Raw genomic sequence first — 14,207 nt, 5'->3', positions numbered from 1 at the left:
ACATACAAAAACGCCCTTCGAAGGAAGGGCGTCGGTTGCGCGGATTCCTGAACGCGTCAGGCCGCCAGTTCCAGCTTCGCCGTGTTGCGCGTGTCGCGCGCGTGCACGCGCTTGCCGGCCGCGTAGGTCTCGAAGACCGCGCGATCGTCGCCGAGCAGCGCGAACGCGAACAGCAGTTCTTCCAGTGATTCGGTGCGCGACGTCCGGCGCGCGAGCAGCGGCGTCGAGTTCGGATCGAGCACGACGAAATCCGCCTCGCTGCCGGGCGCGAGCGTGCCGATCCTGTCGTCGAGTTCGAGCACTTGCGCGGCGCCTGTCGTCGCGAGCCAGAACATGCGCGTCGCGGTCAGATGATGGCCGGTGAGACGCGCGATCTTGTGCGCGGCGCCCATCGTCTGAAGCATGGAGAAGGACGTGCCGCCGCCGACATCCGTCGCGAGCGCGACCGGCATGTTTGACTCGCCAGCTTTCTCGAAATCAAACAAGCCGCTGCCGAGGAAGAGGTTCGAAGTCGGGCAGTGCGATGCAACCGAGCCCGTTTCCGCCATGCGCGCGCGGTCCTTGTCGTCGAGATGGATGCAGTGGCCGTACACCGCGCGGCGACGCAGCAAGCCGTAGTGATCGTAAATGTCGAGATAGCTGCGATGTCCCGGAAACAGGCTCTCGACCCATTTGATCTCGTCGGTGTTTTCCGCGACGTGCGTCTGGATGAACACGTCGTTGTGCTTTTGCGCGAGCACGCCGCATGCTTCGAGTTGGGCTTCCGTCGATGTCGGCGCGAAACGCGGCGTCAGCGCGTACTGCTGACGGCCGCGCCCGTGCCAGCGCGCGATGAGTTCGGCGCTGTCGTCGTAGCCGGATTGCGCCGTGTCGCGCAGAAACTCGGGGCAGTTGCGGTCCATCAGCACCTTGCCCGCGATCATGCGCGTGCCGCGCGCTTCGCTTTCAGTGAAGAACGCATCGGCGGATTGCTTGTGAACCGTGCAGTAGACGAGCGCGGTCGTCGTGCCGCACGCGAGCAGCTCGTCGATGAAGAAGCTCGCCGTCTCGCGCGCCACGGCGGGATTCTCGAAGCCGCGCTCGGTCGGAAACGTGTACGTGTTGAGCCACGGCAAAAGGCCCGGCGCGGGCGACGCGATCATGTCCGTCTGCGGATAGTGGATGTGCGAGTCGATGAAACCCGGCACGATCAGCTTGTCGCGCATCGTGTGGACGGTCGCGTCGGCGGCGAGCGTGTCGCGCAGCGACGCATACGCGCCTGCCGCGACCACTTTGCCGTCATCGACGACGAGGAGGCCATCGGCCTCGTACACCGCGCCGTCGGCGGCATGCGCGGGGTCCTCGCGAAAGGTCAGCAATTGGGCGCGGTAGGCGGTCTGAGTCATGGTGCAACGTCTCCGTAACTGATTTTCAAAGCTGCGAAAGCAGGACTAACGAGAAAGCCGCGATGATCCACATCGCCGGCCTGATCTCACGCGCGCGCCCGGTCGCCGACTTCAGCACGACGAACGCGAGAAAGCCGTACGCGACGCCATCGGTGATCGAGTACGTCAGCGGGATCAGGATCATCGCGAGGAACGCGGGAATGGCTTCGTCGAAGCGATGCCATTCGATCTTCGTGATCGCTTCCATCATGAACACGCCGACGAGCACGAGCGCGGGCGCGGTCGCGATCGCCGGCACGAGCGACAGGAGCGGCGAAAGGAACAGGAACGGCAGGAAGCACAAGCCGGCGACGACCGCGACGAGACCCGTGCGTCCGCCCGCCGAAATGCCCGCCGCCGATTCGATGTACGCGTTCGCCGGGCTCGTGCCGAGCGGCGCGGAAATGAGCGCGGAGAAGGAGTCGACCATCATCGATTGGCGGATGTTGCGCGGATTGCCGTCCTTGTCGTAGAGCTTGCCGGCTTCCGAAATCGCCATGAACGTGGACAGCGCGTCGAAGAACGACGTGAACAGCATCACGAAGATGAACGGCCAGTAGATGACCTTCAGCGAGCCCATCAGATCGAGCTGCCCGAGCGCCGAAAAGTCCGGCGCGGCGAAGAGGCCGTTCCAGTTGACGAGCGTTTTCGTGGCGATGGCGGCGGGCCAGTAGGCGGTGCCGTCGCCGTAGAAGCGGCCGATCGGAATCGCGATGATCGTCGTGAACACGATGCCGAGCATCAGCGCGCCCGTGACCTTGCGCGCGACGAGAATCGTCGTGACGGCGAGGCCGATCAGAAACGTGACGACCACCGGATTGAGCGACGCCGAATGCACGATCGTCACCGGATCGCCGACGACGAACTTCGCGTTCACGAGCCCGATCAGGCTGATGAAGAGTCCGATGCCGCACGAGACCGCGTGCCGCAGATTCGCGGGGATCGCATCGACGACGAGCTTGCGCGCGTTGAACGCCGCGAGAATCGCGAAGATCACGCCGGACCAGAACACGCAGCCGAGCGCGGTCTGCCACGGCATCTTGCCGCCGTGAACCATGACGAACGCAAAAAGCGCGTTCATGCCCATGCCGGGCGCGACGAGCACCGGATTGCGCGCATACAGGCCCATTGCGCAGCTGCCGAGAAAGCTGACGATGACCGTGGCGGTGAGCGCCGCCGGAAACGGCACGCCCGCCGCCGACAAAATGCCCGGATTGACGACGATGATGTACATCGCCGTGAGGAACGTCGTGATGCCCGCGACGATTTCCGTCTTCGTGCGCGAGCCGGCCGCGCGAATGCCGAAGAATCGTTCGAGCGCGGTGCTGTCTTGTTGTGTTGTTGCGGTTGTTTCCATCGTGCTTGCTTACTGCTTCCAGTGCTGATCCAGGCGCGCGACCATCGCGTCGCGTTCTTCTTCGGTGACGAACGAGGCTTCGAGGCTGTTTTTCAGCAGCGTGTAGACCTCGTGATCGGTGAGCTTCAACGCATCGACGATCGCGAAGTAATTCGCGTTGACGTAGCCGCCGAAGTACGCCGGATCGTCGGAATTGATCATCACCGCGACGCCCTGATCGAGCAGATCCTTCAGCGTGTGCTTCGTCATGTCGTCGAATACGCAGAGCTTGATGTTCGAGAGCGGGCACACCGTCAATGCGATGCGCGCATCGGCGAGACGCGCGACGAGCGCCGCGTCCTCGATGCTGCGCACGCCGTGATCGACGCGATCCACTTTCAGCAGATCGAGCGCTTCGTAGACATACGACGGCGGTCCTTCTTCGCCCGCATGCGCGACGAGCTTCAGACCGCGTTCGCGCGCTTTCGCGAACACGCGCTCGAATTTCGACGGCGGATGGCCGCGTTCCGACGAATCCAGCCCGACGCCGATCAGCCGATGCGCGTACTTGTCGAACAGCGGCAACGCGCTGTCGAAGGTGGCGAGCGCGTCGTCTTCGGACAGATGGCGCAGGAAGCAGAGAATCAGCTTGCTCGACAAGCCGCGCTTTTCGCCTTCCGCGAGCGCGGCGTCGATGCCCGCGACGACCGTTTCGATCGGCACGCCGCGTTCCGTGTGCGTTTGCGGATCGAAGAAGATTTCCGCATGCACGACGTGATCCGCGAGTGCGCGTTCGACGTAGGCCATCGTCATGTCGTAGAAATCCTGCTCCGTGAGCAGCACGCTCGCGCCCGCATAGTAGATGTCGAGAAACGACTGCAAGTCGGTGAACGCGTAAGCCGCGCGAAGCGCATCGATCGAGTCGTACGCGAGCTTCACGTTATTGCGCTTCGCGAGCGCGAAGATCAGTTCCGGCTCTAGCGACCCTTCGATATGGATATGCAACTCGGCTTTCGGCGCGTGCGCAATCTTGTCGGCGAGTGTGGGATTCATTTGGGCTTTTGAGTTTTGGGGCTACAAGTTCGCCTGTGGGTCAGGCGGTCTGTTGCGACGACGCATGGCTCGAAGCGTTGGCTTCGACCGCCTGCAGCAGTTGGGCTGCCGCTGCAACGGCGATCACTTCGGGCGCTTTGTCGACGATGCCGTCGATGCCGATCGGACACACCATCCGCGCGATGCGCGCCGGGTCGATGCCGCGCGCCGCGAGCCGATGCTCGAACTGCTTCTTCTTCGTGAACGAGCCGATCATGCCGAAGAACGCAAAGTCGCCGCGCCGCAGGATGCATTCGGCCAGCGCGAGATCCACCGTGTGGTTGTGCGTCATCACGATGAAGTACGCGTTGGGCGGCGCATTATCGACAGCTTCGTCGGGCGCGTCGGTCGGCTCGATCGTCACGTTATCGGGCACGAACTGCGGTGCGGGAAATGCCGCATCGCGCTCGTCCACCCAGGTCACGTGACACGGCAGCGTCGCGAGCACGCGCACGAGCGCTGCCCCGACATGGCCCGCGCCGAACAGCACGACCTGAAAGTCGTTCGGTGCGATGGTCTCGGTCAAAAGCGCGCCGCGCTCGTCGAAACCGGCGCCGTCCCACAGCAGGCAGTCGGCGTCGGTCGCGCCCGGTTCGGGATCGGAGAGCATCACCGCATCGCGAAGCTCGGGATCCGGCGCGAAGGAAACGCTGCGCACGGTCGATAAACCTTGCGCGGTGCGCTTGCCGAGCGTCGTCACCCAGTTCAGATCCGCGACGTCGAGCCGCTCGAATGCGAGCACGACGGCGCCGCCGCAGCACTGGCCGAGGCTCGGGCCGAGCGCGAAACGCTCGAGTCTGCGCATGCGCGGGCTGCGCATGCCGTCCTTCAGCACTTGCCGTGCGGTTTCGATGGCCTTCCATTCCAGATGGCCGCCGCCGATCGTGTAACGCGCGTCCTCGCGGGTGACGATCATCTTCGTGCCCGGCTCGCGCGGCGCGGAGCCTTCGACACGCGCGACCGTCACGAGCACGACGGCGTCGCCGTGCGCGAGCAGGTGTTGCAGGTCGTTCAGCCAAACTTGCATCGAGTGAGCTCCGGAAGTGATCGGGTTTGTGCGGGGTTTGCGCGGATTTGCGTCGTCGCAGACGCTAGTTTACCGGGCGATGGACATCCCATCGGCCAGCGAGAGAAAAGCGGGAAAAGCGCGCACACGCAAACGCGTGCGAGCGCATAGGAATAGGGCGCAGAGCCGAAGGGAAGCGGATGGTTTGCGTTGTCATGATTCAGGAAGACATTGCGGACCGGGCGCGCGTTACGCGGTTTCCGTTCGTTTCATGCGTTACCGTGAAAAAAACCGGTTGCCTTTGAGCGAAGCGGACTGCGCGCACGTAGATCGCCATCCAGACACGACCTTAACACCGCAATATCTCAAAAACATTGCGGCAGACGTATCAAGATTATGCGGATGCGCTGATGCGGGAAAGAGAAAGCGCGCAAAGCGCGATGAAGCGGGGAAGGACGGGCGGCGCGGACGGCCGCCCGGAACACATTACCGGACGGTCGAGCGCAGTTTGCGCTTGAATCGCAGGCTGGCCGCGACGAGCACGAAGATCAGCGCGAACGCGATCAGCGACCACTGCGGCAGCGAGAGTCCGAGGATCGGCGGATACGGCGTTTCGCACAGACCGGCGACCTTGAACACTTGCGGCAGCCAGCTTGCGGGCGGCAGGCCGTCGACGATCGGTTGCAGCGCGTCGAAGCCGCAACTGAAGCCGGGATGCGACTGCACATAGACGTGGCGAATCGCGGTGATGAGACCGCCGAGCGCCGAAATCGCGACCAGCGTCTCTAAAAGCGCGATGCCGCGCCAGTTGCGGAATGCCGCGCCGAGAAACGCGAAGATCGCGATCAGCACGAAGAAATAGCGCTGGATGATGCAAAGCGGGCAGGGATCTTCGTTATGGAAGAACTGCAGATACAGCGCACCGCCGACGAGACCGAGACTGACCAAACCGAGCAGCACGAGCAGGCGGCGCTCGCGGCGCATCACCCGGTCGTCCTGATGCATCGTGAAGTGATGTAAAGAGTTGTTCATTATTTCGCAACGATTCGAGAAGGAAGCACCTGAGTTGCGCGGGGATCGCGGGGAATTCTAGCGCGAACGCCCGGTGCGCAAAATCAGCCGCGACGATTGGCCGAGTTTCCCGGCCCGTTCAGCGCGTCGTTTCCAGCACCGCTTCGACCGCCCGTCCGATCGACAGCAACGTGTCGTCGGAGTTCGGCGCGCCCGCGAGCATCAGGCCGACGGGCGCCTCGCCGCGCGGATGGCAGGGGAGCGAGAGCGCGCAGGCATCGAGAAAATTGAACGCGGTCGGATTGCGCAGGATCAGCGCGTTGGTGCGCGTGAAGGCGTCGTCATCCGATTCGAGATCGGCGATGCGCGGCGGCAGCACCGGCACCGTCGGGCAGAGAATCGCGTCGAAACGTTGCCAGAGCGTCGTGCGCGCGGCTTCGATCATCGCGGCGCGCGCCTCGCACAAGTCGATGTAATCCGCCGCGCTCGCCGCTTCGGCGCGTTGCAGGCGCGCCAGCACGCGCGGATCGTAATCGGCGCCGCGCTCGGCCATCAGCTTGCGATGCCATGCATACGCTTCGATCGCGACGAGCGGATAGCGATTGATCTCCGGCAGACGATCGAGCGGCGCAAAGCGCACGTCTTCCACGAGCGCGCCGGCCGCCGCGAGATGATTGACGGCCGCGGCGACGGCGCTGGCGACGCTCGCCTCGACGCCATCGGTGACGTAGTTCGTCAGCACGCCGAGGCGCACGCCTTCGAGCGGGCGCGTCGCGGGCACACCGGGATCGCGCCCCGCGAGAATCCGGTCGACGAGCGCGCAGCATGCGACCGACACGCCGATCGGACCGAACGAATCGAGCGTTTTAGACAGCGGCACGCCGCCTTGCTTCGGGATGCGGCTCGCGGTCGGCTTGAAGCCGGTGAGGCCGCACAGCGCGGCCGGAATGCGGATGGAGCCGCCGGTGTCGGTGCCGAGCGCGACGGCTGCCATGCCATCGGCGACCGATGCCGCCGCGCCCGACGACGAGCCGCCCGCGATGCGCGCGTCGCCCGGCACGTTCGCGCGCCACGGCGAGCGCGGCGTGCCGTAATGCGGATTGAGCCCGAGGCCCGAGAACGCGAACTCGCTCATGTTGGTGCGCCCGACGATCACCGCGCCCGCACGGCGCAGGCGCGCGACGGTCACGGCGTCGGCGCTGGCGGGCGCGTTGTCGGCGAGCGCCTTCGAGCCGGCGCGCGTCACCTGGCCTTCGACATCGAAGAGATCTTTGATCGACACAGGAATGCCCGCGAGCGGCGAGAGCACGGTCCCGGCGCGGCGCAGCGCGTCGTGCGCATCGGCGGCGGCGCGTGCGTGATCGGCATCGACATGCAGGAAAACGGTCGAGCCCTGGCCCGCCGGGTCGGCGATCCGTTCGAGCGCCGTCTCGACGAGCGCGCGGCTCGTCGTGCGGCCGCTTTTCAGATCGGCGGCGAGTTGGGCGAGAGGGGCGAACTGCGGCGAAGTGGTCGGCATGGCGTCGGGCAGTGGCGTCGCCGTCTGCGAGAAGCCGGCAATGCCCGGCGCTTCGCATCGGCAGTGAGTGGATGGACGCCGCAGCCGAAAGCCGGGGCGTCCAAGGTGGCTGTCATTCTAAGCCACCGACGCCGATCGAACACCGCTCAGATCGTGCGCGAGAAGCGCCGCAGACTCGATTGACCCAGATAGCGGTCGAATACCGATGCGACGTTGCGCACCAGCATGCGGCCAGCGGGCAGCACGCGGATCGCGTCGCGCGAGAGATCGATGAGGCCATCGCCGGCCATCGGCGCGAGGCGCGCGAGTTCGTCGGCGAAAACGGCGGGGAATTCGATGCCGTGCGCGTTCGCGACATCGTCGAAGCGCAGCTCGCCGCCGCACATGAGACGCATGATGACGTCGCGGCGCAGTGCATCGTCGGCGGACAGGCGCACGCCGCGCGCGATGGCGAGCCGCCCCGCGTCGATTGCCGCGGCATAGTCGGCGAGTTCGCGGGCGTTCTGCGCATAGACATCGCCGATCTTGCCGATCGACGACGCGCCGATGCCGATCAGATCGCAATCCGCATGCGTGCTGTAGCCCTGGAAGTTGCGCTGGAGCGTGCCGGCTTCGAAGGCGCGCGCGAGCTCGTCGCCGGGCAGTGCGAAATGATCCATGCCGATGTACACGTAGCCCGCGTCGCTCATGCGCCCGATCACGCGCTCGAGAATCGCGAGACGCACGGCCGGTGAAGGCAGCGCGCTTTCGTCGATCTGCCGCTGCATCTTGAAGAGTGCCGGCATGTGCGCGTAGCCGAACACGGAGACGCGATCCGGTTTCAGATCGACGATCGCGTCGAGCGTGCGCGAAAAGCTTTCGACGCTCTGATGCGGCAGGCCATAGATCAGATCGACGCTCACCGACTTGAAACCGTTCGCGCGCGCGGCGTCGAGCACGGTTTCGGTCATTTCGCGCGGCTGAATGCGATTGACGGCGCGCTGCACGCGTTCGTCGAAGTCCTGCACGCCGAGGCTCAGGCGGTTGAAGCCGAGTTCGCGCAGCAACGCGATGGTTTGCGCCGACGCCTCGCGCGGATCGACTTCGATCGAATATTCCGCGCGCTCGTCGGAAACGAGATTGAAGTGCTCGCGCGTCGCGGACATCAGCTCGGCCATCTCGTCGTGCGAGAGGAAAGTCGGCGTGCCGCCGCCCCAGTGAAGCTGCGTCACCGGGCGCGACGTATCGAAAAGCGCTGCTTGCAGCGCCAGCTCGCGCTTCATGCGATCGAGGTACGGGCGAGCGTGCGCGCGATTCTTCGTCGCGACCTTGTTGCAGCCGCAGTAGAAGCAGACGGTGTCGCAGAACGGAATGTGGAAGTAGAGCGAGAGATCGGCGTTCGCGTTGGACTGGCTCGCGGCTTCGCGATAGTGCGCGGCGTCGAAGGAATCGGTGAACTGGACGGCGGTCGGATAGGACGTGTAGCGCGGACCGTGCGCGTCGTAGCGCGCGAGCAGGTCGGGGCGAAAGAGCGGGGCGGCGGGAGTCATGGCGGACCTCGGGGGGAACGTCCGAGTGTAGTCGGACGATGCGCGCGAACATTGCGTGATAAGGTCGCAGCCCAATGGCAGCATTTGACGAACCGCAAAGAAGAGGCATGAGAAAATGCCGGTTCTCTTTGCGCTGTTCAGTCACGCCATGTCGATCGATTCTTCGCCCCATGCCTGCCGCGAGGGCTGCGGCGCCTGTTGCATCGCGCCGTCCATCTCGAGTCCGATTCCGGGGATGCCGGATGGCAAGCGCGCGGGCGAACGCTGCGTTCAATTGGGCGACGATCTGCGCTGCAGGATTTTCGGCGATCCGCGCAGGCCGGCGTGCTGCGGCGGATTGCAGCCTTCGCACGAGATGTGCGGCGAGACGCGCGAATATGCGCTGACGTGGATCGAGCGGCTCGAAACAGCGACGCAGCCGACGCAACTGTCGTGACGATCGACAGTCCAATTCGCGGACCGCGCCGAAGACGGCGCAGATTCGAAGAAGAACACTGGAGGATCAAGCATGACGGAACCCGTCGCGCCGCTGCGGCGCCGGTTCGTGCGGGCAGGGCTGATGGCGCTGCCCGCGCTCGCACTCGCATCGAAGGCCCACGCGGCCTCGAACTCGATATTCCCCTTCATTCCGGATCACTACACATTCTCGACGCAGCAGGTGCAAGCCGCCGTCGCGCGCAAGTTCCCGCTGCAACGCACGGCTTCGCAGATTTTCGACGTCGTCCTGAGCAATCCCGTCGTCGGGATGGCGCCGGATCGAAATCGCGTGACCGTGCGCGTCGATGCGCGACTTTCGACGCCGTTCATGCCGAATCCCGTGATCGGCGCGTTCACGCTCTCGACGCAGCTCGGCTACGATGCGCCGAGCCGTTCGGTCATTCTCGTGTCGCCGTCCGTCGACGATGCGCAGTTCACGGGCGATGCCGCGCAATATAACCAGCAGATCGCGTCGGTCGGCGCGCAACTCGCGGCGCAATTGCTCGACCGCTATCCGATCCACACCTTCAAGCCCGAGGAGCTCCAGTTCGCCGGGGTGTCTTACGAACCCGGTACAATCACAGTCCTTACAAACGGCATACGTGTGCAGATTGTCGAGAAGTGAATCGAAATCGCTGCGCAATGTGCATCAAAACCTACGGCTACACCGCGAACAAGGGCTGACGGATGGACTGGATATTGATGGTGAAGGCGCTCATCCTGGGCGTCGTGGAGGGCTTGACCGAATTTCTGCCGGTCTCGAGCACGGGGCATCTGATCGTGGCGGGCAGCTTGCTGAATTTCACCGACGCGCAATCGAAAACCTTCGACGTCGTCATCCAGTTCGGCGCGATTCTCGCGATTTGCTGGGAATACCGCGCGAAGATCGGCTCCGTCGTCGCCGGCCTGCCCGCACGCTCCGACGCGCGGCGCTTCACGCTCAACGTCATCATCGCGACGATTCCGGCCATCGTGCTCGGTCTCCTGCTCGAAAAGCACATCAAGGCGGTGCTGTTCTCGCCGGTGCCGGTGTCGGTCGCGCTGATCGTCGGCGGCATCGTCATTCTCTGGGCGGAGTCGCGCCAGCGCGAGCGGGGCGTCATCACGCGCGTGCATTCCGTCGACGATCTTTCCTATGGGGATGCCTTCAAGGTCGGCCTCGCGCAATGTTTCGCGCTGATTCCGGGCACCTCGCGTTCGGGTGCGACGATCATCGGCGGCATGTTGTTCGGGCTCGAACGGCGCGTGGCGACGGAGTTCTCGTTCTTCCTCGCCATTCCGATCATCTTCGGCGCGACGCTCTACGAAATGGCCAAGTACTGGCGCACGCTGACCGTGAACGATATCGGGCTGTTCGTCATCGGGCTCGTCGCGGCTTTCGTCAGCGCGTTCGTCTGCGTGCGCTGGCTGCTGCGCTACGTCGCGTCGCACGATTTCACGGCGTTCGCGTGGTATCGCATCGGCTTCGGCTTGCTGATCCTGATCGTCGGATACAGCGGCGGATTGAGCTGGGCCGACTGATCCCGCTCTCGCCACGCAAAGGAAAACGCCACGGCTTGCCGTGGCGTTTTCCTTTCTGCGCGATGCCGTTCAGCGGCGGCGGAACATCAGATCCCAGACGCCGTGGCCGAGCCGCAGGCCGCGCCGCTCGAACTTCGTGACCGGGCGGAAATCGGGGCGCGGCGCGTAGCCGTCGGCGGTGTTTTCGAGCGCCGGTTCCGCCGACAGCACTTCGAGCATCTGCTCGGCATAGTTCTGCCAGTCGGTCGCCAGATGGATATAGCCGCCCGGCTTCATGCGCGACACGAGCAGCGCGACGAACTTCGGCTGAATCAGGCGGCGCTTGTGATGGCGCGCCTTGTGCCACGGATCCGGAAAGTAGATGTGCACGCCGTCGAGACTGTCGGGCGCGATCATGTGTTCGAGCACTTCCACGGCGTCGTGCTGGAGGATGCGGATATTGCCGAGCCTTTGCTCGCCGATCAGCTTCAGCAGCGCGCCGACGCCCGGCTCGTGCACTTCGACGCCGATGAAGTCATCGCCCGGACGCGCGGCCGCGATTTCCGCCGTCGTCGCGCCCATGCCGAAACCGATCTCGAGCACGCGCGGCGCGTGGCGGCCGAAGTGCGCGTCCCAGTCGGCGAGCTGCGGCGTGTAGGGCACGACGTAGCGCGGGCCGAGATCGTCGATCGCGCGCTGCTGGCCCGGCGATACGCGCCCCGCGCGCGTGACGAAGCTGCGGATGCGCCGATGCCGCAGCGTGGCGTTTTCGTTGACGTCGGACGGGTGCGTGCCGTTGTCGTCGGCTTCGTCTTGGGGATCGTGGCTCATGAGGCGATGCTGGAACAGATGCGCGAAACTAAAAAGCCGCCCAAACGTGACTTGGGGCGGCTTTCGCTGGGATTCTGGAGCGGGCGATGGGAATCGAACCCACGTCTGTAGCTTGGGAAGCTACGGTAATAGCCATTATACGACGCCCGCATGAGCCGGCTATTGTAAGCGCAACGCGTCCCGAGGCGCAATTGCGCGCGGGTTTCAGATGCCGAAGAGCGTCATCGAGACGGCGACGCGCGTCACGACCATCAGCAGCACCTGGACGATCACGAAGAGCAGAATCGGCGAAAGATCGATGCCACCGAGTCGCGGCAGGATGCGCCGCAGCGGATCGAGAAACGGCGCGGTGATCTGATACAGCAGCGGCATCGCCGGCGACTGCGGATTGAGCCACGACAGGAGCGCCATGAGGATCGTCACCCAGATAATCAGGTTCAGCGCCCATTTGACGACGGTCAGCAACGCGACGAGCAGAAGGGTCGGCGCCATGAGTGTCGGATCGACGCCCGCGAGCACGACCATCAGCGTCACGTAGACAGCCGAGGCGATGAACGCCGCGACGATGCTCGCCCAGTCGATCTTCCCGCCGGGAAGAATCTTGCGCAGCGGCAGCACGAGCCAGTTGGTCGCCTGCATCACGGCGTTCGACACGGGGTTGTAGGGCGGCATCCGCACGACCTGGATCCATGCGCGCAGCAGGAGCGCCGCGCCGAACAGGGTGAAAAGGGTGTTGAGCAGAAAACGGGCGATATCGCCGAACATCTCGGGTCCTCTAGGATGCGTGCGCAGTGTTGCGACGTGCGCCGGGTCGGGTTAAGCGAAAGGTGAAGGGAGACGAAAGGCGCTAGCGGGCGCAGAGCCGCCCGCGAGTGATGTCTGGATGGCGGCCGTCCGCGCGGCGCGAATCTTGAATGCTGACCTTGATCATTGTTCGTTCTCTGGACTGAGTATCTCGTCGAAGTCATCGCGGCGCGCGGCGCATCATGCGCGTTTGCGCGCCCGTCGCACGCACGCCGTTAGACGAAGCTTCGCGTTTTTCTGTTCTCGGCGATTCGAACTCCCCGCCCAACAGGCTTGCCTGATGGGGCGCCGGACGTCACCTTAACATGGCTTTGCAGCCGCTTGGGGACGTTGTCGCACGCGCCGCGCGCGATTGGTCGGGCGATTGCGTGAAAGGTACGCGAAAGTTAATCGCAGGAGACTCATCCGCATGAAACGCCAGTGTCGGAAAACCCTAGTGTTGCCATTTTGAGACGATCGCGAAAAGCGTATTTCACGCAAAACTGGCAGGATATAAAGACGGAAAGCGAAAGGGCCGAGCGCTTCATTGGGCGGGATTGTTTCCCTTCGAATGAGTGGGCGAGAAATCAGACAGGACGAATTTTCCGGCCAAGAAGCATGCTTTTCGCTGAATGTGGTTTAACACACATCAATCGCATATCGACGTGAAGGCTTGGTTTCTTTGCGTACATTGAGGAACGAACAGGGCGCTCGATACTAAAGAGAAGACGATTTCAGCGGGAGCGCAGGCGCGGCGGGATGCGGCCGGCTCTCCCATCAAGGTTTCATTCGCTACGTTCGGAGGTTGCCGTGAGCATTTTCTCTTATAGAAAGCATCTGCGATTTTTGAGCCAAGCCCAACGGCGCCGCTGGTGGGATCAGAAAAAGCGCCTGACGCCTCGCGTCGTTATCGGCGCGGCTTATGTGCCGCCGAACGTCACGCGTGAATTCGCTTATGTCAAAGTGGGTTGAACGACGCTTCGAGCTTTTAAGAATCTCGCGCATTACATGAGAAGCCCCGGCGGACGCATTGTCCGTCGGGGCTTTTCCGTTCTTTTGTAAATAGACGTTACGCCGTTTTTTAACTTATGGCGTATATCGAGTCGAGCCACCGCGCGCAGGTCCGCCGAACGGTCGATCGGAGCCTGTTTGCGGCCATCGCCCGGCTTTCGGTCTCCTGGCAGCGTTAAGCATCTTGCAATTTGCAACAAATGACTCCGCCGACCGATCTGCTTTTTCGATAAATTCGACTCATACCGTCGCTCGTGAGCCGCCTGGACCGGCCATCATGCGTAGCGGCGAGGAGAACGAAAGTGAAAAAGCTCGGTGGTTTGTTGGTCGCTGGTGCGCTCGGCGTGGGATTCGTCGGTGCAGCGCAGGCGCATGTGTCGGTGGGCGTGGGTATCGGGGTGCCGGCCTATCCGGTCTATGCGGCGCCGCCGGCTCCTGTCTATGTCGCGCCGCCGCAGCCCGTTTATGTCGCGCCGCCGCCTGTCATGTATGCGCCGCCGCCCGCGGTGGTTTATGGCGGCTACGGCGGCTATGGCTACTACGGCCGTCCGTATTACCGGCATCACGGTTACTACCGTCACGGACCGGGCTACTGGCGCCGCTGATCGGCCCGAACGGCTTATTCCGAAGGCGATGCATGCATGCATCGCCTTCTGCGTTTACGGGCCGATTTCTGGATTTTTGCGAC

14 protein-coding genes and 1 tRNA gene are annotated in these 14,207 nt (G+C 63.9%); 5 read left to right on the top strand and 10 right to left on the bottom strand.

Annotated features, from left to right (window positions below):
• Positions 1-56: 56 nt before the first annotated feature.
• The 7 genes from guaD to hemN form a co-directional block, all read right to left on the bottom strand.
• Positions 57-1,385, bottom strand: a complete 1,329-nt coding sequence (gene guaD, locus BG60_RS10380; RefSeq protein ID WP_034471346.1) for a guanine deaminase — start codon at positions 1,383-1,385, stop codon at positions 57-59.
• Between the two features lie 25 nt (positions 1,386-1,410).
• Positions 1,411-2,781, bottom strand: a complete 1,371-nt coding sequence (locus BG60_RS10375; RefSeq protein ID WP_034471344.1) for an NCS2 family permease — start codon at positions 2,779-2,781, stop codon at positions 1,411-1,413.
• A gap of 9 nt (positions 2,782-2,790) precedes the next feature.
• The gene (locus BG60_RS10370) at positions 2,791-3,813 is read right to left on the bottom strand and encodes an adenosine deaminase (RefSeq protein ID WP_008350888.1); all 1,023 of its coding nucleotides are present in this window, start codon (positions 3,811-3,813) and stop codon (positions 2,791-2,793) included.
• A gap of 40 nt (positions 3,814-3,853) precedes the next feature.
• Complete coding sequence (gene xdhC, locus BG60_RS10365) at positions 3,854-4,879, bottom strand: xanthine dehydrogenase accessory protein XdhC (protein ID WP_008350887.1); 1,026 nt, start codon at positions 4,877-4,879, stop codon at positions 3,854-3,856.
• Positions 4,880-5,344: 465 nt separating this feature from the next.
• Positions 5,345-5,863 carry a disulfide bond formation protein B gene (locus tag BG60_RS10360; protein ID WP_033536679.1) on the bottom strand — a complete coding sequence of 173 codons (519 nt, stop codon included), beginning with the start codon at positions 5,861-5,863 and terminating at the stop codon, positions 5,345-5,347.
• 145 nt (positions 5,864-6,008) lie between these two features.
• The gene (locus BG60_RS10355; RefSeq protein ID WP_008350885.1) at positions 6,009-7,388 is read right to left on the bottom strand and encodes an amidase; all 1,380 of its coding nucleotides are present in this window, start codon (positions 7,386-7,388) and stop codon (positions 6,009-6,011) included.
• Between the two features lie 146 nt (positions 7,389-7,534).
• Positions 7,535-8,917: an oxygen-independent coproporphyrinogen III oxidase gene (hemN, locus tag BG60_RS10350; protein ID WP_034471342.1), complete on the bottom strand. Its 1,383-nt coding sequence runs from the start codon at positions 8,915-8,917 to the stop codon at positions 7,535-7,537.
• A gap of 148 nt (positions 8,918-9,065) precedes the next feature.
• Here hemN and BG60_RS10345 point away from each other — a divergent pair, with 148 nt between their 5' ends.
• From BG60_RS10345 to BG60_RS10335, 3 genes are all read left to right on the top strand, one after another.
• Positions 9,066-9,353, top strand: coding sequence for a YkgJ family cysteine cluster protein (locus tag BG60_RS10345; protein ID WP_033536695.1), 288 nt, complete (start codon positions 9,066-9,068; stop codon positions 9,351-9,353).
• A 72-nt stretch (positions 9,354-9,425) separates the two neighbouring features.
• Complete coding sequence (locus BG60_RS10340; RefSeq protein ID WP_008350882.1) at positions 9,426-10,019, top strand: DUF1439 domain-containing protein; 594 nt, start codon at positions 9,426-9,428, stop codon at positions 10,017-10,019.
• A 62-nt stretch (positions 10,020-10,081) separates the two neighbouring features.
• Positions 10,082-10,915 (top strand): undecaprenyl-diphosphate phosphatase, encoded by an 834-nt coding sequence (locus tag BG60_RS10335; RefSeq protein ID WP_034471340.1) that lies wholly within the window; start codon positions 10,082-10,084, stop codon positions 10,913-10,915.
• Positions 10,916-10,984: 69 nt separating this feature from the next.
• Here the strand turns inward: BG60_RS10335 and trmB are convergent, their stop codons facing one another.
• The 3 genes from trmB to BG60_RS10320 form a co-directional block, all read right to left on the bottom strand.
• Positions 10,985-11,725 carry a tRNA (guanosine(46)-N7)-methyltransferase TrmB gene (trmB, locus tag BG60_RS10330; RefSeq protein ID WP_034471338.1) on the bottom strand — a complete coding sequence of 247 codons (741 nt, stop codon included), beginning with the start codon at positions 11,723-11,725 and terminating at the stop codon, positions 10,985-10,987.
• 75 nt (positions 11,726-11,800) lie between these two features.
• Positions 11,801-11,875 (bottom strand) — tRNA-Gly (locus BG60_RS10325).
• Positions 11,876-11,929: 54 nt separating this feature from the next.
• Entirely contained in the window at positions 11,930-12,490 is a 561-nt protein-coding gene (locus tag BG60_RS10320) for a YggT family protein (protein WP_008350879.1), read from the bottom strand.
• A gap of 828 nt (positions 12,491-13,318) precedes the next feature.
• Here BG60_RS10320 and BG60_RS38970 point away from each other — a divergent pair.
• The gene (locus BG60_RS38970; RefSeq protein WP_167354150.1) at positions 13,319-13,480 is read left to right on the top strand and encodes a hypothetical protein; all 162 of its coding nucleotides are present in this window, start codon (positions 13,319-13,321) and stop codon (positions 13,478-13,480) included.
• Positions 13,481-13,821: 341 nt separating this feature from the next.
• Positions 13,822-14,124 (top strand): hypothetical protein, encoded by a 303-nt coding sequence (locus BG60_RS10315; protein ID WP_034471336.1) that lies wholly within the window; start codon positions 13,822-13,824, stop codon positions 14,122-14,124.
• The last annotated feature ends 83 nt before the right edge of the window (positions 14,125-14,207 follow it).

It is taken from the genome of Caballeronia zhejiangensis (genome assembly GCF_000698575.1).
GTDB lineage: Bacteria > Pseudomonadota > Gammaproteobacteria > Burkholderiales > Burkholderiaceae > Caballeronia > Caballeronia zhejiangensis.
Note: the sequence above shows the minus strand (reverse complement) of the source record. Positions and strands in the feature narration are given on the sequence as shown.